21 protein-coding genes and 3 pseudogenes are annotated in these 22,439 nt (G+C 50.8%); 7 read left to right on the top strand and 17 right to left on the bottom strand.

All coding sequences use genetic code 11. The features are described from left to right. Window positions 1–20: 20 nt before the first annotated feature. Window positions 21–222: pseudogene (locus A7983_RS23155) on the bottom strand (SymE family type I addiction module toxin). Between the two features lie 574 nt (window positions 223–796). Here A7983_RS23155 and A7983_RS06725 point away from each other — a divergent pair. The 3 genes and pseudogenes from A7983_RS06725 (at window position 797) to A7983_RS06720 (ending at window position 1,977) form a co-directional block, all read left to right on the top strand. After that, complete coding sequence (locus A7983_RS06725) at window positions 797–1,234, top strand: hypothetical protein (RefSeq protein WP_005973302.1); 438 nt, start codon at window positions 797–799, stop codon at window positions 1,232–1,234. Window positions 1,235–1,274: 40 nt separating this feature from the next. Then, window positions 1,275–1,518, top strand: a pseudogene (locus A7983_RS23150) (RHS repeat domain-containing protein); the annotation flags it as partial. Between the two features lie 96 nt (window positions 1,519–1,614). Further along, window positions 1,615–1,977 (top strand): hypothetical protein, encoded by a 363-nt coding sequence (locus A7983_RS06720; RefSeq protein WP_005973303.1) that lies wholly within the window; start codon window positions 1,615–1,617, stop codon window positions 1,975–1,977. A gap of 56 nt (window positions 1,978–2,033) precedes the next feature. On the opposite strand, the gene A7983_RS06715 is transcribed toward A7983_RS06720, so the two are convergent. The 3 genes from A7983_RS06715 to A7983_RS23145 all read right to left on the bottom strand — a co-directional run bounded on the left by A7983_RS06715 (window position 2,034) and on the right by A7983_RS23145 (window position 3,561). Further along, on the bottom strand, window positions 2,034–2,387 hold the full coding sequence (locus tag A7983_RS06715) for a DUF7716 domain-containing protein (RefSeq protein ID WP_005973305.1): 354 nt from the start codon (window positions 2,385–2,387) through the stop codon (window positions 2,034–2,036). 224 nt (window positions 2,388–2,611) lie between these two features. Beyond that, complete coding sequence (locus tag A7983_RS06710) at window positions 2,612–3,181, bottom strand: hypothetical protein (RefSeq protein ID WP_005973307.1); 570 nt, start codon at window positions 3,179–3,181, stop codon at window positions 2,612–2,614. Window positions 3,182–3,303: 122 nt separating this feature from the next. Next, complete coding sequence (locus A7983_RS23145) at window positions 3,304–3,561, bottom strand: hypothetical protein (RefSeq protein ID WP_071531143.1); 258 nt, start codon at window positions 3,559–3,561, stop codon at window positions 3,304–3,306. Between the two features lie 625 nt (window positions 3,562–4,186). On the opposite strand from A7983_RS23145, the gene aguB reads away from it, so the two are divergent. After that, window positions 4,187–5,071 carry an N-carbamoylputrescine amidase gene (aguB, locus tag A7983_RS06705; RefSeq protein ID WP_005973309.1) on the top strand — a complete coding sequence of 295 codons (885 nt, stop codon included), beginning with the start codon at window positions 4,187–4,189 and terminating at the stop codon, window positions 5,069–5,071. A gap of 3 nt (window positions 5,072–5,074) precedes the next feature. Further along, window positions 5,075–6,178, top strand: coding sequence for an agmatine deiminase (gene aguA / locus A7983_RS06700; RefSeq protein ID WP_005973311.1), 1,104 nt, complete (start codon window positions 5,075–5,077; stop codon window positions 6,176–6,178). A 205-nt stretch (window positions 6,179–6,383) separates the two neighbouring features. On the opposite strand, the pseudogene tpiA reads toward aguA, so the two are convergent. Together tpiA and A7983_RS06690 are read right to left on the bottom strand one after the other, a co-directional pair. Beyond that, window positions 6,384–7,150: pseudogene (tpiA, locus tag A7983_RS06695) on the bottom strand (triose-phosphate isomerase). A gap of 160 nt (window positions 7,151–7,310) precedes the next feature. Continuing rightward, window positions 7,311–7,910 carry a YiiQ family protein gene (locus A7983_RS06690; protein ID WP_005973314.1) on the bottom strand — a complete coding sequence of 200 codons (600 nt, stop codon included), beginning with the start codon at window positions 7,908–7,910 and terminating at the stop codon, window positions 7,311–7,313. Between the two features lie 196 nt (window positions 7,911–8,106). On the opposite strand from A7983_RS06690, the gene A7983_RS06685 reads away from it, so the two are divergent. After that, complete coding sequence (locus tag A7983_RS06685; RefSeq protein WP_005973316.1) at window positions 8,107–8,529, top strand: DUF805 domain-containing protein; 423 nt, start codon at window positions 8,107–8,109, stop codon at window positions 8,527–8,529. Window positions 8,530–8,547: 18 nt separating this feature from the next. Here A7983_RS06685 and fpr read toward each other — a convergent pair whose 3' ends face one another. The 4 genes from fpr to A7983_RS06665 all read right to left on the bottom strand — a co-directional run bounded on the left by fpr (window position 8,548) and on the right by A7983_RS06665 (window position 13,133). Further along, on the bottom strand, window positions 8,548–9,294 hold the full coding sequence (gene fpr / locus A7983_RS06680) for a ferredoxin--NADP(+) reductase (RefSeq protein ID WP_005973318.1): 747 nt from the start codon (window positions 9,292–9,294) through the stop codon (window positions 8,548–8,550). Window positions 9,295–9,591: 297 nt separating this feature from the next. Beyond that, window positions 9,592–10,602 (bottom strand): class II fructose-bisphosphatase, encoded by a 1,011-nt coding sequence (gene glpX, locus A7983_RS06675; protein ID WP_005973320.1) that lies wholly within the window; start codon window positions 10,600–10,602, stop codon window positions 9,592–9,594. Between the two features lie 126 nt (window positions 10,603–10,728). Next, window positions 10,729–12,240: a glycerol kinase GlpK gene (gene glpK, locus A7983_RS06670; RefSeq protein ID WP_005973322.1), complete on the bottom strand. Its 1,512-nt coding sequence runs from the start codon at window positions 12,238–12,240 to the stop codon at window positions 10,729–10,731. Window positions 12,241–12,293: 53 nt separating this feature from the next. Then, window positions 12,294–13,133: an MIP/aquaporin family protein gene (locus tag A7983_RS06665; protein WP_005973324.1), complete on the bottom strand. Its 840-nt coding sequence runs from the start codon at window positions 13,131–13,133 to the stop codon at window positions 12,294–12,296. 549 nt (window positions 13,134–13,682) lie between these two features. On the opposite strand from A7983_RS06665, the gene zapB reads away from it, so the two are divergent. Next, a complete protein-coding gene (gene zapB, locus A7983_RS06660; RefSeq protein WP_005973326.1) occupies window positions 13,683–13,922 on the top strand; it encodes a septal ring assembly protein ZapB in 240 nt (79 codons plus the stop codon). Window positions 13,923–14,105: 183 nt separating this feature from the next. On the opposite strand, the gene rraA is transcribed toward zapB, so the two are convergent. The 7 genes from rraA to priA form a co-directional block, all read right to left on the bottom strand. Beyond that, window positions 14,106–14,591 (bottom strand): ribonuclease E activity regulator RraA, encoded by a 486-nt coding sequence (gene rraA, locus A7983_RS06655; protein WP_005973328.1) that lies wholly within the window; start codon window positions 14,589–14,591, stop codon window positions 14,106–14,108. Between the two features lie 119 nt (window positions 14,592–14,710). Then, on the bottom strand, window positions 14,711–15,628 hold the full coding sequence (locus A7983_RS06650) for a 1,4-dihydroxy-2-naphthoate polyprenyltransferase (RefSeq protein WP_005973330.1): 918 nt from the start codon (window positions 15,626–15,628) through the stop codon (window positions 14,711–14,713). A 145-nt stretch (window positions 15,629–15,773) separates the two neighbouring features. Then, a complete protein-coding gene (gene hslU, locus A7983_RS06645) occupies window positions 15,774–17,105 on the bottom strand; it encodes an HslU--HslV peptidase ATPase subunit (protein ID WP_005973332.1) in 1,332 nt (443 codons plus the stop codon). Window positions 17,106–17,114: 9 nt separating this feature from the next. Next, window positions 17,115–17,645: an ATP-dependent protease subunit HslV gene (hslV, locus tag A7983_RS06640; RefSeq protein ID WP_005973334.1), complete on the bottom strand. Its 531-nt coding sequence runs from the start codon at window positions 17,643–17,645 to the stop codon at window positions 17,115–17,117. Window positions 17,646–17,728: 83 nt separating this feature from the next. After that, window positions 17,729–18,604, bottom strand: coding sequence for a cell division protein FtsN (gene ftsN / locus A7983_RS06635; RefSeq protein WP_071531144.1), 876 nt, complete (start codon window positions 18,602–18,604; stop codon window positions 17,729–17,731). A gap of 213 nt (window positions 18,605–18,817) precedes the next feature. Then, window positions 18,818–19,861 (bottom strand): DNA-binding transcriptional regulator CytR, encoded by a 1,044-nt coding sequence (cytR, locus tag A7983_RS06630; protein WP_005973338.1) that lies wholly within the window; start codon window positions 19,859–19,861, stop codon window positions 18,818–18,820. A 270-nt stretch (window positions 19,862–20,131) separates the two neighbouring features. After that, complete coding sequence (gene priA / locus A7983_RS06625; protein WP_005973340.1) at window positions 20,132–22,330, bottom strand: primosomal protein N'; 2,199 nt, start codon at window positions 22,328–22,330, stop codon at window positions 20,132–20,134. Between the last annotated feature and the right edge of the window lie 109 nt (window positions 22,331–22,439).

Genomic DNA, 22,439 nt, shown 5'->3' with positions numbered 1-22,439 from the left:
TACTATTTATCGATGCGGCGTCAGAAATTAATCTTGGTCTCAATAATCAGCCTTCCCCGCTCAACGGTAACGGTTATCGGCATCCCAGCCATAAAGCCTGACTCTTCCAGCCAGTGCCCTTTAAGGTTAATCGCTGATGCCGTTATGCGAAGCGTATCCCACCGTGTAGTAACGCTCTGTTTTGGTTGTTTTATTAACTGACTTTGAATGTACCTTAGCCATGATTAACTACCTTGTGGATGGGGGGTAGCATGAGCGATTTCTCACATTATGGCGACTGGATGAAAGTCACTTACGGCTGAAGTAGATATTACGAATAGCCAGACGCTTAGGTTGTACACCTGATGGCTGGGAAAGTAATTACACTTACGTCCAGTGCTGGTTGATCCATTTGGGTTGGCATCTTGCCATCTTACTTATAGGGAAAGAACGCCAGGCAAAAAGGCTAAAACAGGACGATCTGTTATTGAGCGAATGTATGGAGAAGGTTGCATTCGTGGTTCGGGTGATAGGATGCAATTTAAAAATTTAACTGATAGTAATGGATTGTATTCAGGATGCTGATATGGTTCATCTGACTGATTATGTTAGATATTGTAATCAAGAGGGCGGATATTATGGGGCAAAATTTAAAGAAGCTAGAGCTTTTATGCGGGACCCCAAGAACTATGAGTTAGAGTATTTTTGACATAACTGTTCTCAAGGTGAAAACCTGCCTGATAGATATAGAAACCCAAGTAATTTTATTGGGTTGTCGGAAATTTATCAATACTTTCAATGACTAAAGAGATGATCGATGAAGATTCTTTCTGATGTAAATCAAGAGCTAGAGGCATTAATAGTCTCTGTGGTTGAAAAGGGTAATCACCTCCATGATGAAAAATCTTATGAACGGGCATTAGAAGAATATAATGAAGCTTGGAGATTACTCCCTGAACCAAAACTAGAGTGGGAGATTTCCAGTTGGGTTTCTGCATGTATATATAGTGTCAATTTCGATATAGGGAATTTCTATGAGGCTAAAAAATGGGCAGAGATTGCGTTGCAAACCAGAGGTTCAGATATAGATACAGCTCCGTTAATTGATCTCGGGATGATCTGTTATGAGTTAAAAGAATATGATATGGCTTATAAATATTTTCATGATGCGTATGGATATGGAAAGAAAAGAGCTTTTCAGGAACGACCTAAAAAATATCTTGATTTTTATTTTAATGAAAAATCTAAGAATTGAATTTTCTGTAATAAATATCAAATAGCATTGACTTTATTATTTCGTAACCAGCGACCATAATGGTGAACCGCAGGCCATTTTTAATCAGCAAGGTGAACCTCGTTGGCAGGACCCCCACGCTAACTTATGGTGCCAGTGTTATATGGAGAACGCTGAAAAAACCGATCCGGGACTTTTACGGGCAATACCGTGACGACGAAAGTAGTTTATGCTATAACCGTTTTAGGTATTATGATCCGAACGGTGGTTGCTATATCTCACCTGAATTAATAGGATTGTTGGGCTAAGAAAGCCATTGGTGATGCATATGAATATTTTGATGGATGAGGGGAGTAATATCGGAAATCAATTTTTTAATATTTAATGAATGCGAGGTTTTTTTGAATAAGAATTCAGTGATGGAAAAATTAGCTGATATAGAAAAAATTTTAGATAAAAATCTGCCTAAAAAATATAAGTGTTTTTTATCTGAAGAAGTTGTCGAAAACGAATGTTATGAAATAAAAAATTCTCAGGGAGGTTTTATTTATATTTTCAACTATCGCGATGTGCTTGAAAGAAACGAAATTTATACAATACAGGATGTTGAACCTGATTGTTTTTTAATTGGCCAAGATGGTGATGTAGGATATTTTATTTATCTGAGTGATAATGATGATAGAATTTATAGCTTAGATCTTGGCGCTCTTGGTAGTTTAGATATGGATGAAGAATCTAAAGATATTTATAACTTACGTGCCTAGACTTAAAATATAGTCGAAGTCGGTCGTAAATATCCTTCCATTTATTAAATTTCAAATCACTGATCAAAATCCAAAAAATTATCATTTTCCATATAATAATTAAGCGCCTCAATTATGATATAAATATCAGGTTCATCTTCTTGCATTAATACATTATTTATAACATCAATGAACTGTTCACCATAATAGAGTAATTCCAAATCATTATTCACAACAAAATCAGAGAAAACATCATTTCCATTGTCATCTCCGGTAGGATATTCATCAACATAACACCACATGTCTTGAGAGAGTGGTTTATCAGAGTTTTCACAATATAAGCAAAAATCTTCCTTTATTATTTTAATGTCCTTTTTAGCAAGGACGATAAAGTCGGATAATTTTACTTTCTCTTTTTTTATTATTTGCATTTATTTTTCCTGTTGGATGATAAAAATCGTGGTTTGCAGAATGAGTCCAATGATCAACTATACTCTAGCAGGACTAAGCCTATGCGAGTCACGTAACCAACACACATGCAACTTGAGGTATGGCGAGTATGAAACGAGTCTATTTATATCCTCGTGATTATGCCACGTATTCAAGAAGGACTTATTAGATATATTTCCCGCTGTCCGAATCATAGCATCTAATATCATTCATAGAAAAATAGCATGTAATTAGCAACAAATTCAGCAGAAAGCACTTTCCTCAACTCATTTTCCACAGCTAATAAATATTCCGGTTTGAAATGAAAGTCATCATCAGTAACATCACAATAAAAATCTTCAATCTCTATTTTTAAAACTTTTGTGTAAATTTCAATGAATTCACTTAGCGTATTTGAAATCTGAAAGTTCCTTTTCTGGATACTTCCATATACCGGCGACGTAATATCTGATGAATCGCAATAAAGAACATCGCCATTACGTTCAGCAAATATTATAAAATCATCATTCCAAGCATCATTTTCCTCAGATGAACGCCATCCTAACAGGATATTCGGTAGTTCATCAATTTCAATGATTTGTAAGTAAGCACCTCCATGAAAAGTTGGTTTGTCCTCAAGCAACACATGTGTATAGAAATGAAGGATTTCTCCATTTAAAGGCATTTCGCACCGAAAGTTTGGAATCCCCTCAACTTGATAATCCATCCGCCCCATATTACTTTTGTTAATTTTGAAAAAACTAACTAACTCACATATGCTTTCATCTATATTCATTTTATTTTCTTTTTTTTGTTTCGCATTCCCAGCGCCGCTTCTCGGCAATCAATCGACCACCAGTAGCAGTTTTACTGCTATGACAAGTCCAACCTGTCTTCAGCGATTAACCTTAAGATGCGTTAAGACCGCTTTCGGTTATTATTTGTTTTATCAATAGCAATTGCATTAATCTGATTGTATATATATTGGCATGCTTCATTCTCGGTTGAGAAACTTATCATTCCAGTTTTTATTCCTCTTTCTGAATAATAAACAACCCAATAGCCATTTTCGCGATCGAGACATAATTTCTCATCCGGTAAACTCCCATCTAAAGAATATAAAGATCTCGATATTTTTTCTTTGATAAGTCTATCTCTTAGCTCATTTTTATTCATAAATATCACAATCTCTTTAACGATTGATTATTTGCTAATTTTATTATGCTGTCGGTGATTTATATTGCGTCACGCCACCCTCATACCGAACCAGTCCTTGACATCAACGGTAATCGGCTTGGCAACCTCATAAATATTAATTCGCTAAGCAGGCCGTTCGCTGGCGATCGTGCCAGGTAAAACGGCGGTGCACGCTACCGCCCTGCCCGGTGACGGTAGTCACCTGACTTTGCGTATTGTAGGTATAGTGCACCAGACAGGTCGATTCATCCAGTCAGACGCTGTCCAGTCGCCCGTGACAATACCAGCAACGCGCCGACCTTCATGGTGAACTGTAATCCTGTACTGTTGGTTATCGGTTCTCTTCTTTATCCTGTGAGCCTGTCAGGCGAGATCATTCTTCGACGTAGTGACGTGCCGTCATTAACTGGCATAATGCGCATGTCATCCTCGGTCAATATCTTAACGGGATACGCCTATTGGGCATGCGCTGGCGTGCTGTTCTACACTCGTTAAGGCCGCGCGGGAAAGCGCCGATGAATAATTGTGACCGAGAGAAATGCTTATTGCCGATACCTGCCGGTGAGAAAGGGCGGGTATATATCGTTATTATTGAGGTTTTCGCATGAAAAAAGTTACCGTTGCCGCAACACAAATGGCGTGTTCCTGGGAGCTGCCCAAGAATATCGAAAACGCTGAAAAACTGGTGCGACAAGCGCATGCAAAAGGCGCACAGGTTATCCTGATTCAGGAACTGTTTGCCGCACCGTATTTTTGTATCGATCAGAGCCCGGAGCACTATGCGCTGGCGCAGGAGTTGGAAACCAGCCCGCTGATTAAGCATTTTTCCGCACTGGCGGCGGAGTTGAATGTGGTGCTGCCGCTGAGCTTCTTTGAGCGTGCGAATAACGCCTATTACAACTCGCTGGTGATGATTGATGCGGATGGTTCCGTGTTGGATGTTTACCGCAAAACCCACATTCCGAACGGCCCGGCGTATCAGGAGAAGCAATTCTTCATTCCGGGCGACACGGGCTTTAAAGTCTGGCAGACGCGCTACGCGAAAATCGGCGTGGGTATTTGCTGGGATCAGTGGTTTCCAGAAACCGCACGTAGCCTGGCATTGCAGGGCGCAGAGCTGATTTTCTATCCGACCGCCATTGGTTCCGAACCGGCTTACCCGGATATCGACAGCCAGCCGCACTGGACTCGCGTTCAGCAAGGTCATGCTGCCGCGAATCTGGTGCCGGTGATCGCCTCCAACCGTATCGGTACGGAAGCCAGCAAATATATCGACGGTCTGGATATGACGTTCTACGGCTCGTCCTTTATTGCCGATCAAACCGGTGCGCTACTGGCACAGGCCAATAAGACGGATGAAGCCATTCTGGTGCATGAGTTCGATTTAGACGCTATTGCTGCACAGCGTGCCTCATGGGGCCTGTTTCGCGACCGTCGCCCGGAAATGTACGGCACCATTGCCAGCTCAGACGGCAAGACTCGGAGATAAGTGATGTCACAGTTAGCAACTCCTCATCTCACCACGCCACACCAGGATGGTTTTGCGATGCCCGCCGAGTGGGCTCCGCATGATGCCGTGTGGATGCTCTGGCCATATCGTACCGACAACTGGCGCGAGCAGGGCGTTCCGGCGCAGAAAACGTTCGCGCGCGTGGCGGAAGCTATCGCCCAAAACACGCCTGTTATTATGGGCGTGCCTGCACGCTACATGGCGGATGCGCAAAAAGTGATGCCGGTGAATGTTACGCTGCTGGAAATAGAAAGCGACGATGCCTGGATGCGCGACACTGGCCCAACCATCGTGCTGAATCAGGCTGGTGAGCGTCGGGGTATCGACTGGCAGTTCAACGCCTGGGGCGGCGAGCTGGGCGGTTTGTATGAAGACTGGCGTCAGGATGAAAACGTCGCGGCGCAGGTGCTGGATTATCATCAGGCTGCGCGCTATGCCGTACCGCTGATTTTGGAGGGCGGCTCGATCCATGTCGATGGTGAAGGCACGCTGCTGACCACGGCAGAATGCTTGCTCAATCCGAATCGTAACCCGCATCTGGGTAAGGCGGAAATCGAACAGCTAATGCGTGATTACCTCAGCATTTCGACGATTATCTGGCTGGAAGAGGGCGTGTACAACGACGAAACCGACGGTCATATCGATAACATGTGCTGTTTCGTGCGTCCCGGTGAAGTGGCACTGCACTGGACCGATGATGAAAACGATCCACAGTATGCACGCTCTGTCGCGGCCTATGAGGTTCTTTCGACAGCGCGGGATGCACAAGGGCGTGAGCTGAAAATCTGGAAACTACCTGCTCCCGGCCCGCTCTATGCGACTAAAGAGGAAGCGCAGGGCGTGGACAGTGGTGATGCGGTTGAACGTCTTGCTGGTTCTCGTCTGGCGGGGTCTTATGTGAACTTCCTGATCAGCAATCAGCAGATTGTTTTTCCACTGCTGGATGAGAGGACGGATGACGTTGCACGCGATCTGCTGCGACAGATGTTCCCTGGCTACGTGATTAGCGGCGTGCCAGCGCGGGAAATCCTGCTGGGCGGGGGAAATATTCACTGCATTACGCAGCAAATCCCTACGGTGAAGTAACCGTTGAGCCGTTAACAGACGGCTGAAAAGAAGGGGAGCGAGTGTCCTGTTCGCATAAAAAACGCCGGGAGCGTTTTTCAACGTTGCGTAAGCAACGGCCCGAAGGGTGACGGAGAGGGATGTCCGTCATAAAAAAAGCCGGTTGGCGCAATAGCGTGAACCGGCTTTTTTATCAGACGAACTTCCGTCTGTTTTCGATAAAAGCTTAGCCGCGTTTAGCGTCGGCTGCGGCTTTCACGATGACTGCAAAGGCATCGGCTTTCAGTGATGCTCCGCCAACCAGTGCGCCGTCGATGTCCGGTTGGGTAAACAGCTCTGCCGCATTTGCAGCATTAACTGAACCGCCGTACTGGATGATTACTTGTTCGGCAACGGCAGTATCTTGCTTGGCGATGTGGTCACGGATGAATTTGTGAACAGCCTGAGCCTGCGCTGGGGTTGCTGATTTGCCGGTGCCGATGGCCCATACTGGTTCGTAGGCAACTACGGTGTTTTCAAATGCTTGCGCGCCCAGCGTATTCAGCACAGCATCCAGTTGACGAGCACATACGGCTTCCGTCTGGCCTGCTTCGTTTTCTGCTTCCGTTTCGCCAATGCACAGCACTGGAATCAGGCCCGCGTCTTTCAGCACGCCGAATTTCTTGGCAATGAATTCATCGCTTTCTTTATGGTAGGTGCGGCGCTCAGAGTGGCCGATGATGATGTATTTCGCACCGATATCTTTCAGCATCTCAGCAGAAGTTTCACCCGTGAAGGCACCAGAAAGATTCACGTCAACGTTCTGTGCGCCTAGTGCAATACGGCTGCCTGCCAGTTGGTGATTAGCCTGATCGAGGTAGATAGCAGGGGGGCAATGGCTACGCCACAGCCGTCAACGGTGCTGAGTTCTTTACGCAGGCCCGCGATCAGTTCGTTGACCATGTGAGTGCTGCCGTTCAGCTTCCAGTTACCCATAACTAATGGATGTCGCATCTTTTTTCCTCCAGCCGGAATCGCGAATGAATCAATGTGTTAATGAATAAAACGCATTAATGACGTAAATAGTACTGCCCATCAGGCAATATAACTTGCCCACAGTATAGAGACGAAATGTGACCGTGGCTCTGTTTTTCGTCATGAATTACCGTGTTGATCACGGTTCAGATAGCGTTAGCTTAATCGGTTCAACAGCAAAAGTTAGCCCTTTTTCGCCGTCATCTGCAACTACATAGCGCAAGGCCCCTTCTGTTTGCTGATAAAAGCGCTTCCCTTTGCCCTTTTCCAGCAGTTCGGTGACTTTTTTCACACTCTGTTCTTCCGTCAGCGACGGGACGAACGTGCGTGCCAGTGCTGCCATATAGTCGATAGCCTGTTTACGACGCGCTGCGGTTTCTTGTTCGTTCTGCGGCTGCGATAGCCAGGTGATTTGCAGCGTTTTGATTTTCCCTGTGCCTTTCTCCAGTGCGGTTGAGGCATAGAGGTGGCCGTTGATTCGACTGGCGGCCCGCGTCAACATGCTGGTGATGTTGCCGGTATCGACAACTCGAAATTCACCGATCGGCAGCGTTGGGTTGCTCAGGTTGTAGCGGGAACGGAATTGTGTGATGGTTTGATCGAAGGTTGGGGCACCGGCTAGCAGGTACGGCGCATTGGCTGATGCCTTGGGCGGAAACGTCGGATCGGCTCCCGCGTGAGTCTGGTACAGCACCAGCGATGATAAAACCAACAGTGAAGCGATGCGTTTTCGTGTCATAGGGGTTCAGGTCAGCCACTTCAGAAGATGTACAGGCCGATAACGGCAGAATACGTTCGATTAAAGCGGCATTTGTATGCCGTTGTCAAAAATCGCGTAAAGATTGCAGGTAAACATCTTGGTTGAGGTAAAATCACCCACAATAAATCAAGATTGATTCGGCCAGACAGGCTAACAATTCAGGGCGTTATCGTTAATGACATTACAGCAATGGTGCTTCTCGTTTAAAGGACGTATTGGTCGTCGTGATTTCTGGCTCTGGATGGGTATTTGGGTGGCGCTGATGGCGGTATTGTTTACGCTTTCTGGTCAAAGCTGGCTGGATACGCAATTGACGGCGTTTGGTTTAGTGGCTTTGCTGTGGCCGACGGCGGCGATGATGGTGAAGCGGCTGCACGACCGTAACAAAAGCGGCTGGTGGGCGCTGCTGCTAGTGGTGGCGTGGGTACTGGCCTCAGGCAATTGGTACATGTTCTCCGCCATCTGGCAGTGGGGCATTGGCCGCTTCTTGCCGATCCTGATTGTGGTGATGACGTTGCTCGACTGCGGTGTTTTTCTGGGAACAAAAGGGGAAAACCGGTTTGGAGCAGAGGCGGAGCCATTCCGCTTCCGCCGCTGATTGGGAATAATTTGCTGTTTACCAATAGTTTTCGGCGGTCATATGACCGGGTCTGCGACGCAGGTGCTTGGTCATTTGTCGCTCTTCTTTCAGCAATAGCTGAGTATCACGTACCATTTGTGGGTTACCGCACAGCATGACATGGCTGGTGGCGGTATCCATCGGCAAGCCCACTGCGGCTTCCAGCGTGCCGTTGCTGATCAACGTAGGAATACGGCCTGTCAGCGAGCCTGCTTCCTCTTCCCGGCTAACTACCGTTTGAATATGCAGCTTGCCGTGGTAGCGCTGCTGTAATTGCTGCATCAGCGGCAGATAGCTCAGATCGCGTGAGAACCGGGCGGCGTGAACCAGTACGATGTTCTTAAAGCGTTCCAAATCCTTTCCTTCTTGAAGGATCGACAGATAAGGGCCGATACCCGTACCTGTTGCCAGCATCCACAGCGTTTCACAATCGGGAATCTCTTCCAGCACGAAAAAGCCAGCGGCCTCTTTGACGATCAAGAGTTCTGAACCGGGCTGCAACGTATGCAGATGAGGGCTAAGTTTGCCTTCCGGCACGGTCACCAGATAGAACTCAAGCGTAGGATCGCTGGGCGCGTTCACATAGGAATACGCGCGCTGTACTTTTTCACCCTCAATCTCCAGCGCGAGCTTGCCATACTGCCCGGCAGTGAATGAATCGGCGGGTGCATGAACCCGAATGCTAAACAGATTTTCTGTCCAGTTTTCCACCTGAATCACTTTGCCAGTTACCCACTCAGCCATATTTTTCTGCTCCTGTTGTACCCGTCATACTTCAAGCTACATGTGCGTTGGCAATACTCGACTCATCTCTGAGCCTCGCCCTGAGGGGCCGTCGCAAGCGGCGTTCAAATTGGCTAAGCCAATTTGTTCTTGCTCACCCCAGTCACTTACTTGAGTAAGCTCCTGGGGACCTGCGCGATTGCCGCCTGCCTGCAACTCGAATTATCTAGGGTATCGACGCCACTATTCGTGCATGTAAATCGTGTGTCTAAGATACGCCATTTATTAACAACTGTGAAACAATCAGTCAGTGGTCTGCTACAGCAGGAATTCGTGCAGCTTGCGATCCTTACGATCCAGATAGTGCGTCGATTTAATCCGGCGGATCGTGCGAGACTTACCGCGGATCAGCAGCGTTTCCGTGGTAGCCATGTTGCCTTTACGCGCGATCCCATCCAGCAAGTCACCTTTGGTGATGCCCGTTGCGGAGAAAATCACGTTGTCGTTGCGCGCCATGTCGTCGAGTTTGAGGACGACACTGGCTTCAATGCCCATTTGTCGGCAGCGTGCCAGCTCGTCTTCACCGATACGGCGGTTTTCAGCGCTATCGCCTTTGACCTCATGACGTGCCAGTAAGCGTCCTTGCATGTCGCCATCAAGCGCACGGATAACGGCTGCCGAGATTACGCCTTCTGGAGCACCGCCGATGCCGTACAGCACGTCAACTTCGCTATCCGGCATGCAGGTGAGGATTGAGGCGGCGACGTCGCCGTCTGGAATAGCGAACACTTTCACGCCCAACTGCTGCATTTCTGCGATGCAGGCATCATGGCGCGGTTTAGCCAGCGTAGTGACGGTTAACTGGCTGAGCGGTTTACCTAGCTTCAGCGCGATATTTCGCAGGTTGTCCGCCAGCGGCAGAGTGAGGTCAATCGCACCCTTTGCCTCGGGCCCGACGATCAGCTTTTCCATGTACATGTCTGGTGCGTGCAGAAACGCCCCTTTTTCGCCGACGGCTAGCACTGCGAGCGCATTCGCCTGACCCATTGCCGTCATCCGCGTGCCTTCAATCGGATCGACGGCAATGTCCACGGCATCGCCTTGGCCGGTACCGACCTGCTCACCGATGAATAGCATGGGCGCTTCGTCAATTTCCCCTTCGCCGATGACAATCTGACCGTTGATATTGACCTGATTCAGCATGATTCGCATTGCCTGTACGGCGGCATTGTCGGCGGAATTCTTGTCGCCACGACCTAACCACTTATAGCCTGCCAGCGCGGCTGCTTCGGTGACGCGCGAGAACTCAATGGCTAATTCACGTTTCATAAATACCTGTCTATTGTCGATAGGGAAAGGAAGAGATGTGGGCGAGGATTTTATCACAACGGGGAAGGGCGGCGGTTAAGCGAGATGGAAAAAACGGGCGCGACAGGCGCGCCCTATGTGGCGAGACTAGGCGTCGTGATCTTCCCAGTTACGGGCACGAGCCACGGCTTTCTGCCAGCCACTGTAGCGCACGTTACGCTCCACCGTTTCGATGCTAGGGCGGAATTCACGCTCAATCGTCGCTTTGCTCTTCACTTCATCCAGATCGTTCCAGAATCCCGTGGCAAGGCCAGCCAGGAAAGCAGCACCCAGCGCGGTGGATTCACGTACTTCTGGACGTTCCACGAGCGTGCCGAGGATATCGGATTGGAACTGCATCAGGAAGTTGTTGGCGACGGCGCCGCCGTCAACACGCAGTGATTTCAGACGCGTACCGGCATCTGCCTGCATCGCATCCAGCACGTCACGGGTCTGGAAGGCGATGGATTCTAGCGTTGCACGGATGATGTGGTTAGCGTTCACGCCACGGGTCAGACCGAAGATCGCGCCACGGGCATACGGGTCCCAGTAGGGAGCGCCCAAACCGGTGAAGGCAGGGACGACGTAAACGCCGTTGGTGTCTTTCACTTTCGTCGCGAAGTATTCGGAATCCATTGAGTCGCCGATCAGTTTCAACTCGTCACGTAACCACTGAATAGAGGCACCGCCAACGAACACGGAACCTTCCAGCGCGTAGTTCACTTCGCCGCGCGGGCCGCAGGCGATGGTGGTCAGCAGGCCGTGTTTGGACAGCACGGCTTCTTTGCCGGTATTCATCAACAGGAAGCAGCCGGTGCCGTAGGTATTTTTTGCCTGCCCAGGATTGACGCAAAGCTGGCCGTACAGCGCCGCCTGCTGGTCACCCGCGATACCGGCGATAGGAATACGCGTGCCGCCCTTACCGCCAATGTTGGTCTGGCCGTAGACTTCTGAAGATGCGCGCACTTCCGGCAGCATTTCGCGTGGGATATCCAGCGCTTCCAGCATGCGGGTATCCCATTCCAGCGTATGAATGTTAAACAGCATGGTACGGGAAGCGTTGGTGTAATCTGTGACGTGAACACGCCCTTGTGTCATTTTCCAAATCAGCCAGGTATCAATCGTACCAAACAGCAGTTCGCCGCGTTTGGCGCGTTCACGGGAGCCTTCAACGTGATCCAGAATCCATTTCACCTTGGTGCCGGAGAAGTAGGGATCGACCACCAGTCCGGTGGTGTTACGAACGTACTCTTCCAGACCGTCTTTTTTCAGCTTCTCGCAAATTTCAGCGGTACGGCGACACTGCCAGACGATAGCGTTATAAATCGGCTTGCCGCTCTCTTTTTCCCACACGACGGTGGTTTCACGCTGGTTGGTGATACCAATACCTGCGACTTCATCCGCGCTGATGTCGGCTTTAGCCAGCACTTCGACTAGCGTCGAGCTTTGTGTGGCCCAAATTTCCATCGGGTCGTGCTCTACCCAGCCCGCTTTTGGGTAGATCTGGGTGAATTCACGCTGTGAAACGCTAACGATATTCGCATCGTGATCCAGTACGACGGCGCGGGAGCTGGTTGTGCCCTGATCGATAGCAACAATGTATTTTTTTTCCGGGTTCATAAATCCAATCCTGTAATGATTAACCGTGAAATAGGATGGTCGTGGCGTTAAGTTTAACGGCTTTCACGACGCGTGGTAGCTTCTGCCTCGGGTTCGCACACATCGCATGGCAGATTACGGCCAATCAGTGCGCGATAGCCGAAGGCACCCAGACAGGCACCGATGATGGGGCCAAAAATAGGAACCAGGAAGTAAGGAATTTCGCGTGCGCCAGTAAAGGCGACGTCGCCCCAGCCCGCCAGGAACGCAAACAGCTTAGGACCAAAGTCACGCGCCGGGTTGAGGGCAAAGCCGGTCAACGGCCCCATAGACGCACCGATGACAGCAATCAGAATACCGATCAGCAGAGGAGCGAGCGGCCCACGCGGAATGCCGTTACCATCGTCAGTCAGCGCCAGAATCAGGCACATCAGAATCGCGGTGATGACGGTTTCAACCAGCAGCGCCTGCATTACGGAAATGTGCGGGTTCGGATAGGTTGAGAAAATGCCTGCTAAATTTAGGCTTTCTGTGCTGCCGCGTACCATGTTGTTGGTTTGTTCAAAATCCACAAACAGGTTGTAATACAGACCATAGACCAGTGCGGCGGCACAAAATGCCCCTGCAATCTGCGCCACAATGTAAGGCACGACCTTACGCCCATCGAAACAGGCAAACAGCCACAGGGCGATAGTGACGGCCGGGTTGAGGTGAGCGCCGGAAATAGCGGCGGTCAGGTAGATTGCCATCGCAACCCCCAGACCCCAAATGATGCTGATCTCCCACTGTCCGAAGCTGGCACCCGCCAGTTTTAACGCGGCGACGCAGCCGACACCGAAGAAAATCAGCAGGCCAGTGCCGAGAAATTCGGCGATGCACTGGCCTTTTAGCGTTGAACGTTCTGCTTGGCTCATATTTTTTTCCTGCTGGGTAACGTACAGAGTGGTAGGTCTAAGGATACCGTTGGTGGCATCCCCTGTTTTAAATGTATTTATGATGTGAATTTATCGTTAATGCTCGAAAACGAGAAATATCGAAATTGAAATGTGTGTTGTTCGTCAAAAAAATGAGCGTATTCGCTTATAAAATGACTCGCCATGGTTTTCCATACACGGCGCGTGTTAACGCATTAGTTAAATTTCTTAACACAATAGGAGTAATGGAGAAGCGAATGGGGTAGTTTTCAGTTTGAGCCGCTCGTTTTTCAGTTTGTATTGCTGATTTTTCAGTTTGTACTGATAGTGTTAAGTAAGAAAAGCTGCGACACTCGCGTAGTGGGGGATGTGCGCTAGACAGAGCACCATTGGCTACATACAATTTCGCTATGGTCTGTCTTGCCAGCCGTCCCGCGGTCAGGATTATGTTTGTGGGCGGATGACGCGACACCGTGAGTGTTGGTTACAGAGTCCGAAAGCCAGCGTTAACCGATCTTTGCCTTGTTGCGATTAAAAGGGGTTTGAAGAATGTCATTTGAAGTGTTTGAAAAGCTGGAAGCGAAAGTTCAGCAGGCGATTGATACCATCACGCTGTTGCAAATGGAAATTGAAGAGCTGAAAGAACAGAACAACACACTGTCGCAGGATGTTCAGGCGGCAGCGGGTTCACGTGAAGCGCTGGTGCGCGAGAACGAGCAGTTGAAAGAAGAGCAAGTGGTATGGCAAGAGCGCCTGCGCGCGCTGTTAGGCAAAATGGAAGAAGTCTAATAGGACTTTTGACAGCCTGAGAAGCCTGTTTCACTGAAGTAGAACGGTGATAATGGGATAGAAGAGTAAAGCGTCCGCGCCAGGGATGGCGCGGCTCGAGCGTACAGGGACGTATTTACCGCGTCTTTACGATCTACCCATTATCATCGCTCGACGCCATCAACCCCTGACAATTCAACGATATTATTCAATATCCAGCGGATCTTCCGACAGAATGATGCCTGTATTATCGGCATACAGATGGTCACCGGAGAAGAAGGTTACGCCGCCGAAGTTGACGCGAATATCGCTTTCGCCAATGCCTTCGCTACCTGCACCGACTGGAATGGCTGCCATCGCCTGAATACCGATATCCAGTTCCGCTAAATCGTCGACCTGACGCACTGCGCCATAAACGACAATACCTTCCCACTCGTTCTGCGTCGCCAATCGGGCGATTTCCGCATTGATCAACGCGCGGCGCACTGAGCCCCCACCATCGATAAGAAGCACGCGCCCGAGGCCGTTTTCTTCAAGAAGATCGAAAAGCAGGCCGTTATCCTCAAAACATTTCACCGTGGTGATTTTGCCACCAAATGAAGTACGCCCGCCAAAGTTGGAGAACAGAGGCTCAACAACATTCACCTCTTCGTGGTAGATATCGCACAGTTCAGAAGTATCGTATTTCATAGGATTAACGTCAGGTTGCCGCCGGGATCATGAGTATATCCCTTTCTGGCGGCTGTTGGCAAAATCATCAAATGTTAACTTGATGCGCATCAGTAAATGCGCATCGTTTTCGCCTACGCTTAGCTCAGTATCACACCTACGGCGAACAGAATGTTGGTCAGCAGCGCACCTTTTACCGTTTTTTCCAGCATCGGACGCATACTGAATGCGCTGGTTTCACGCAGTACATAGCGCGCCTGCTTAATCAGCAGTGGGAGCGCCAGAATAAACAGCCAGCCGGCCAGACTGTGCAGATAAAATGCCGCGAACAGTCCAAGACAAACCGGTGCCAGTAGCAGCAGCATCGTGTGGTAGAAGCGTGCTTTTTCCGCCCCGAGACGCACCGCCAGCGTATTTTTTCCGCTAATGCGATCGTTGTCGATATCGCGCAGGTTGTTGATATTCAGTACTGCTGTCGCCAGCAGGCCGCAGGCCGTTGCAGGCAGCATCACGACGCTATCGAAATGGCCAGTTTGCAGATAATACGACCCTGCTACGCTGAGCCAGCCGAAAAAGATCAGCACCGAGATATCACCAAGCCCGATATAGCCATAGGGTTTGTTGCCGACGGTATAGGTGATCGCGGCGAAAATCGCTAACAGCCCCAGAATCAGGAAGCCAAAGATATCCGCTGGTTTTTCACACGCCAGAATCACCAGGCTCACGCCGGAAATGATCGTGAGGGCCACGGTCACGATGAGCGCATTGCGCAACTGCGACAGCGTAATAGCACCGGTCTGGATACCGCGTAGCGGCCCGATGCGTTCCTCTGTATCGCTGCCTTTTATCGCATCCCCATAGTCGTTTGCCAGGTTGGAAAGGATTTGCAGTAGCCCGGCGGTCAATAATGCCAGTAATGCTACGCCCGGTTTAAAGTTGCTGTGCCAGCTCGCAATTGCTGAGCCGGTGACGATGGATGCAAAAGCTAATGGCAACGTTTTTGGACGAAGACTATCCAGCCAGGCTTTGGTTTTGCTGCTATGGGTCAATAAGGTCATGGTGTGCTTCAATTTTTATTGACGATCCAATTGCGTGAATCATCCGTTTATAAACAAAAAAAGTCAGTGATGGCGGCGTCAGAAACAAAAGTGGGAGGCCAACGCCTCCCACTTTATCGTTAATCGTGCGATCCGCGAAAATGGATTATAAGATAAATCGACTCAGATCTTCATCTGCTACTAATTCATCGAGATGATTACGTACATAATCTGCGTCAATGGTAACGCTTTGACCGTTCATTTCGCTGGCGTCGTAAGAAACATCTTCGATCAGACGCTCCATCACGGTATGCAGACGGCGCGCGCCGATATTCTCGGTGCTTTCGTTTACCTGCCAGGCCGCTTCGGCAATGCGACGGATACCATCGGCGGTGAATGAAATATCCACGCCTTCCGTCGCCATCAGCGCTTTGTACTGTTCGGTCAACGAGGCGCTCGGCTCTGTCAGAATACGCTCGAAGTCTTCCGTCGTCAGCGCCTGCAATTCCACACGAATCGGCAGGCGACCCTGCAACTCTGGAATCAGATCGGACGGGCTGGCAACCTGGAACGCACCAGACGCGATAAACAGGATATGGTCGGTTTTGACCATGCCGTGCTTGGTCGATACGGTGCAACCTTCAACCAGCGGCAGCAGGTCGCGCTGAACACCTTCACGGGAAACATCCGGGCCGGAGCTTTCGCCACGCTTACAGATTTTGTCGATCTCGTCGATGAACACAATACCGTGCTGCTCAACGGCTTCAATCGCCTGTTGCTTCAACTCTTCCGGGTTCACCAGCTTGGCGGCTTCTTCTTCTATCAGCAGCTTGAAAGCGTCTTTGATTTTTACCTTGCGGGCTTTCTGCTTCTGGCCTGCCAGATTCTGGAACATGGACTGTAGCTGGTTGGTCATCTCTTCCATGCCCGGCGGTGCCATGATCTCTACGCCAACCGGGGCGGCAGCCAGATCGATCTCGATCTCTTTGTCGTCCAACTGGCCTTCACGCAGTTTCTTGCGGAATGCCTGACGCGTTGCTGAGGGCTCCTGCGTGCCTTCTGCCTGTCCCCAGTTGTTTTTCGCCGGAGGGATCAGCACGTCTAAAATGCGGTCTTCTGCCAGTTCTTCCGCACGGAAGCGATTTTTTTCGATGGACTGGTGGCGCACCATTTTTATCGCAGAATCCGTCAGATCGCGGATGATGGAATCGACTTCCTTACCCACATAGCCAACTTCGGTGAATTTGGTTGCTTCCACTTTGATGAACGGCGCATTGGCAAGCTTCGCCAGACGGCGAGCGATTTCGGTTTTACCTACGCCGGTCGGGCCAATCATCAGAATATTTTTCGGCGTCACTTCATGGCGGAGTGCTTCGTCCAACTGCATACGACGCCAGCGGTTACGCAGTGCGATGGAAACGGCACGCTTGGCTTTATTCTGGCCGATGATATAGCTGTCGAGTTCGCTGACTATCTCGCGCGGGGTCATTTCAGACATAGTTGATCCTTACGCCTTGGAGGCTAATTCTTCTATCGTGTGGAACTGGTTGGTATAGATACAGATGTCGCCAGCAATCCCCAGAGATTTCTCGACGATATCGCGGGCACCCAGTTCGGTATTTTCCAGTAAAGCGCGCGCGGCGGCTTGCGCGTAAGGACCGCCGGAGCCAATGGCGATCAGATCGTTTTCAGGCTGTACGACATCACCATTACCGGTAATGATCAGTGAGGCATTTTCGTCTGCGACGGCCAGCAGGGCTTCCAGCTTGCGTAGCATACGGTCAGTACGCCAGTCTTTCGCCAACTCGACAGCGGCTTTCACCAGATGGCCCTGATGTAATTCCAGCTTGCGCTCAAAAAGCTCAAAAAGGGTGAAGGCATCCGCTGTGCCGCCTGCGAAACCAGCGATGACGCGGTCATGATAGAGACGGCGCACCTTACGCACGTTGCCTTTCATCACGGTGTTGCCCAGAGTCGCCTGTCCATCACCGCCAATGACCACCTGGCCATTGCGGCGTACGCTTACAATTGTTGTCACGAGTCAGTCCCCGTTTTAAGAAAAAGGCCCCGAACTCATACGGGGCAGATTGATGTTATAGATGGGGGAAGGCGTGGGGGTTTTCAACCCCCACTGGCAAGAGGAATACAGTTTGATGCGCCCGCGCCTTTAAGACGTTGGAGCATGCTGTCTGCGGCAGCCCGGTTGTTATAAGGCCCTAGCACAATACGGTTCCAGCCGCCGTTAGACGTGATGCGGCTTTCGATACCGGCAAACGCCAACTGTGCTCTCACGGATTCGGCAGGGTCCATCGTTTTGAAGGAGCCGCACTGAATCGCCCAGCGTTGGGTTTTTTCGACTTTTGGCGCTTCAGGCTGTTTGACCGGCTGCTGTTTCGGCGCTTCCTGTCTTGCTGTTTCTTGCCTTGGCGCTTCTTGCCTTGGAACGACAGGCGCTGTTTGGGTGACCGCTGGCGCACGCGTTGCGGGTTGTGTCGTCACAACAGGTGGCTGCTGCATCGATTGCGTTGGTGGCTTAATCGTCACCTGCGAGCGCGGAACTTGCGTTTGGTCGTTATACGGCACTTCGGAAAGCTGTGTGGGCTGACGACGCATATCAGACTGCATTTGTTCTAACAGTTGGCGCTGTTCATTCGTCAACTGCACGGGTGACTGAATCTCGCCGCCCGCAGAAGGCTCCGTTGGCGTCGTGACGCCCAACTGACGATTTTCCAGCTCTTTAATATAGCGCCAACGTTCTTCCGGTTTGGGTGGCAACCCGTTACCTTTGCCCGCGTTCTGATGCGGCAGGACGGGGGACTCGTCTGGTTTATTATGGGCGATAAAGTACAGACCGCCCGCGAAGGTGACCAAAACGGCAACCGCGAGCGCAACCATGATTTTGGATGCACCTGAAGCGTTGCCTTTTTTTCGGCTATTTGTCGTTTTCCGACGCGTTCCTGATGAACGTCCCCGGCTCACGTAGTCTCTTTGTGCCACTGTCGTTTCGCTGTGAATTGATAGGTAAATGTACCCGTCATACTTCAAGTTGCATGTGCGTTGGCTGCGTTCACTCACCCGAATCACTTACCTGAGTAAGCTCATCGGGATTCCTTCCCTTGCCGCCTTCCTGAAACTCGAATTATTTAGGGGATAACATAATTAGGGGGTCATGTTACTGAACACTCAAATATTTGACCAGCACCTGAAGTCTTAAAGCCTGTTACGGGCGTAATTCGGTGTGGCGACACTGTCGCGTATGACCAGTTCGCTGGACAACAGACGGGAGCCGCTTTGTACCGTATTACCTTGCAACTGCTCTAAGAGTAGCAGCATTGCCTCGCGTCCGATCTGATAGCGCGGTTGGGCGACAGAAGTGAGAGGAGGCCAGCAGTACTGCGCCTGCTCGATATCGTCGAAACCAATAACGGAGAGATCGCGCGGGATGTCCAGCCCCATTTTTCTGGCCTGCGCCAGCACGCCCAGCGCCATAAGATCGCTATGACAGAAGATGGCGCTGGGCGGTTGCGGATGCTGCATCAGCGCAATCAAGCCGTTGATCCCCGTTTCGTAGGTGAAATCACCCTGAAAGATGTATTGGTTATCGATAAGAATGCCATTGCGACGCAGGGCCTGAATGTATCCCTGCAAGCGATATTGGCTCAGATGCATGTGCTCCGGGCCGGCAATGCAGGCGATGCGCTGGTGGCCTGCCTGATGCAGATAATGTACGGCTTCAAAGGCGGCGGTCAGGTTATCGATATGCACGGTTGGCAATGCCAGATCCGGTGAGAACTCATTCGCCATCACCATCGGTGGCAGATTACGCTGCTCTTCCTGGCCTGCGTCAAATGGCAGATTGGAGCCGAGCAACACCATGCCGTCGATCTGTTTGGTGATAATCAGATCGACGAAGGTTTTTTCCTTTTGATGCTGGTGAGCGCAGTCGCCAATCAACACCAGATAACCGTGTTCGGCAGCGGTTTCCTCGATCCCACGAAATATTTCCGAGAAATAGGGATCGCAGATGTCTGGCACGATCGTCAGGATCGTGCGTGATTCGTTACGTTTGAGGTTTCGGTTGAGTGCGTGAGGCGAATAGCCAACGGCGATGACAGCCTGCTCGACCTTCCTACGGGTGGTCGCAGAGACTTTCTCTGGGTTCATCAACGTTCGGGATACGGTGGCGGTGGAAACGCCAGCCTCATCCGCCACGTCTTTCATCGTCGCCGTGGTAACGACTTTCTTCTGCTTCAACGCTTTTCTCCTTGCGTCAGCGTTAACTGGCGCTGACTGCCAGCAGAACGTTCCTGTCTGCTGACGCTCTATGATTACGGGTAACGCTATTAAGCACGCATGCTAAGAGAATGGTGCCGCGCCTCAGCATACTGCCTGCGCAGACAGTGATAACAGATTGAACGCAGGTTTTGTTGCTTAATTTGCACAGAAAGTGTGATGAATATCGTGTTCTCGATGCCGCTCGCAAAAATGCGTGGCGAGAAACCCGACATTGTTTAATAGGAAACGCTAACCGTCCGTGGGGTCAACATCCAGCACCCATTTCACCTTACGTGCCTGCGGTAGTGTACCGATTAGCGTCAACGATGTTCTGACCAGTTTCTGTAGCAACGCTCTGGAGGGGTGCTGTAGCAGGAGTTGCCAGCGGAAGCGCCCTGCACGTTTTGGCTGTAAAGCGGGCACCGGACCCAGCAGCCAGAGTGATTCATCTCGTAGGGGACTGGCTTCCAGTAAATTGCGCAATTGCTGGAGGAATAAGGCGGCCTGCTGATTATCGTGATCGTCAGCACGGAAGAGGATATGGCTGGTAAACGGTGGCAGAAAAACACTTTTTCGTTCGGTAAGTGCCTGGCTGGCAAAGGCGTCATAGCCCTGATGCAGCAGCGTTTGCAATAGTGGATGATCCGGATGGTGAGTTTGCAGCGCCACCTCGCCAGCTTTGCCTGCACGCCCCGCACGACCCGCTACCTGAGTGTAGAGCTGGGCAAAACGTTCGGCTGCGCGGAAGTCGGCGGAGAACAACGAACCGTCAACATCCAGCAAGGCCACCAGCGTTACGTCAGGGAAATGGTGACCTTTTGCCAACATTTGTGTACCGATAAGAAGACGTGCACCTCCCTGCCTGACCTGCGAGAGCTGCTGCTCAAGCGCGCCTTTACGGCTGGTGGTATCACGGTCGATGCGGGTGATCGGGACATCTGGAAAGATCGGGGCAAGGCTTTGCTCCAACTGCTCGGTGCCCAGGCCGACGGGCACCATATTGGTCGAGCCGCAGCCGGGGCACTGTTGTGGTACCGGACGCTGGCTATCGCAGTGGTGGCAGCGCAACATCTTCTGGTTCTGGTGGTAGGTATAATAGTGATCGCAGCGCTGACATTCGGCAATCCAGCCGCACTCATGGCACATCACCACGGGAGCGAACCCGCGCCGATTGAGAAACAAAATAACCTGATTATCGTTCGTTAGATGGTGGCGGATACGGGTAATCAGCGGCTGGGATAATCCTGCCGTCAGCGGCAGGCTTTTCAGATCGATAACATGCTGTTTGGCCAGTGCGGCGTTGCCCGCTCTTTTGGTCAGGTTTAATCGGCGATACTTGCCGTTTTGGACGTTATAGAGCGTTTCCAGCGCGGGCGTCGCCGTTCCCATTACGATCGGAATGTCTTCCTCTCTGGCGCGGAAGACGGCCAAATCACGGGCGTGATAGCGCCAGCCTTCTTGCTGTTTATAGGAACTGTCGTGTTCTTCATCGATCACAATCAGCCCCAAACGTGCAAAGGGGGTAAATAGTGCCGAGCGCGTCCCGATGACGATCGCCGCTTCGCCGCTGCGGGCGCGCAGCCAAACAGCAAGGCGTTCACTGTCGTTGAGTGCCGAGTGCAGCACGTCTACTGGGGCGTTAAAACGTTCGCGGAAGCGGGCGATGGTCTGCGGCGTCAGGCCAATTTCCGGCACTAATACCAGCGCCTGTTTACCCTGTGCCAGCACGTTTTCCAACACGCTGAGATAGACTTCGGTTTTACCTGAACCCGTGATACCCGCGAGTAGCCAGGCGGCAAAGTGGTTATCTTCGCTGCGGATAGCGCCGACGGCGGTGGCCTGTTCCGTATTCAGGCGCAGGCGCTCGGTGGCCATACTAAAGCTTTGACGCCAGTCATGAGGTGTTTGTTCTGCGGCTTTTAACTCGCACAACCCTTTGCTACGCAGCGCCTGTAATGCCGTCTCTGTCAGCCCGATTTCGCTCACCTGATGGCGATAAACTGGCGACTGAAGTAACGCCGCCAGCGCCTGCTGCTGCTTAGCGGCGCGTTTGAGCGTGCTGAGCGGTGTCGCCCGGCCTTGTTCAGTGGCAAACCATTGCCAGAGCGGTGCGCGGTGTGCGGGTTTCCCCTGACGCAGCAAGATCGGCAACGCATGGAATAGCACTTCGCCAATCGGGTAGTGATAGTACTCGACGGCCCACAGCAAAATACGCCACAGGCTGGGGGGAAACAGCGGCTGTTCGTCCAGCAGGTCATGCACGGGTTTTAATTGCTCAAGTGGAAGTGCGCTGGTGTCGCTCAGTGCGGTAATGATACCGATGGCTTTACGGTTGCCAAAAGAGACGCTGACGCGTGTGCCGACCTGTGGAGTCATTCCTCCTGCGGGTAGCAAATAATCGAATGTACGTGCCAGCGGCACGGGCAAAGCGACCTGAGCGACAGACATAACTTCTCCGTGGTAGTCGAGGTGATTTGCGTGGCGATCAATGACATAACCGAGTGGTCTATATCCTGTGCGACGCGGGTAGAAAAGAATGCAAGGCGCTAGTGTACAT

Origin of the sequence: Pectobacterium wasabiae CFBP 3304, assembly GCF_001742185.1 — a bacterium.
GTDB lineage: Bacteria > Pseudomonadota > Gammaproteobacteria > Enterobacterales > Enterobacteriaceae > Pectobacterium > Pectobacterium wasabiae.
The sequence above is the reverse complement of the archived record's forward strand: the minus strand, read 5'-3'. Positions and strand labels throughout refer to the sequence as shown.

What these genes read in the sequence shown, in the direction of transcription:
- A7983_RS06710 (WP_005973307.1), bottom strand. Translation starts at nt 3,181, where the DNA reads ATGAATATAGATGAAAGCATATGTGAGTTAGTTAGTTTTTTCAAAATT.
- hslU (WP_005973332.1), bottom strand. Translation starts at nt 17,105, where the DNA reads ATGTCTGAAATGACCCCGCGCGAGATAGTCAGCGAACTCGACAGCTAT.
- A7983_RS06690 (WP_005973314.1), bottom strand. Translation starts at nt 7,910, where the DNA reads ATGACACGAAAACGCATCGCTTCACTGTTGGTTTTATCATCGCTGGTG.
- A7983_RS06650 (WP_005973330.1), bottom strand. Translation starts at nt 15,628, where the DNA reads ATGACCTTATTGACCCATAGCAGCAAAACCAAAGCCTGGCTGGATAGT.
- A7983_RS06715 (WP_005973305.1), bottom strand. Translation starts at nt 2,387, where the DNA reads ATGCAAATAATAAAAAAAGAGAAAGTAAAATTATCCGACTTTATCGTC.
- rraA (WP_005973328.1), bottom strand. Translation starts at nt 14,591, where the DNA reads ATGAAATACGATACTTCTGAACTGTGCGATATCTACCACGAAGAGGTG.
- glpK (WP_005973322.1), bottom strand. Translation starts at nt 12,240, where the DNA reads ATGAACCCGGAAAAAAAATACATTGTTGCTATCGATCAGGGCACAACC.
- A7983_RS06685 (WP_005973316.1), top strand. Translation starts at nt 8,107, where the DNA reads ATGACATTACAGCAATGGTGCTTCTCGTTTAAAGGACGTATTGGTCGT.
- A7983_RS06665 (WP_005973324.1), bottom strand. Translation starts at nt 13,133, where the DNA reads ATGAGCCAAGCAGAACGTTCAACGCTAAAAGGCCAGTGCATCGCCGAA.
- A7983_RS23145 (WP_071531143.1), bottom strand. Translation starts at nt 3,561, where the DNA reads ATGAATAAAAATGAGCTAAGAGATAGACTTATCAAAGAAAAAATATCG.
- fpr (WP_005973318.1), bottom strand. Translation starts at nt 9,294, where the DNA reads ATGGCTGAGTGGGTAACTGGCAAAGTGATTCAGGTGGAAAACTGGACA.
- zapB (WP_005973326.1), top strand. Translation starts at nt 13,683, where the DNA reads ATGTCATTTGAAGTGTTTGAAAAGCTGGAAGCGAAAGTTCAGCAGGCG.
- priA (WP_005973340.1), bottom strand. Translation starts at nt 22,330, where the DNA reads ATGTCTGTCGCTCAGGTCGCTTTGCCCGTGCCGCTGGCACGTACATTC.
- A7983_RS06725 (WP_005973302.1), top strand. Translation starts at nt 797, where the DNA reads ATGAAGATTCTTTCTGATGTAAATCAAGAGCTAGAGGCATTAATAGTC.
- glpX (WP_005973320.1), bottom strand. Translation starts at nt 10,602, where the DNA reads ATGAAACGTGAATTAGCCATTGAGTTCTCGCGCGTCACCGAAGCAGCC.
- aguA (WP_005973311.1), top strand. Translation starts at nt 5,075, where the DNA reads ATGTCACAGTTAGCAACTCCTCATCTCACCACGCCACACCAGGATGGT.
- aguB (WP_005973309.1), top strand. Translation starts at nt 4,187, where the DNA reads ATGAAAAAAGTTACCGTTGCCGCAACACAAATGGCGTGTTCCTGGGAG.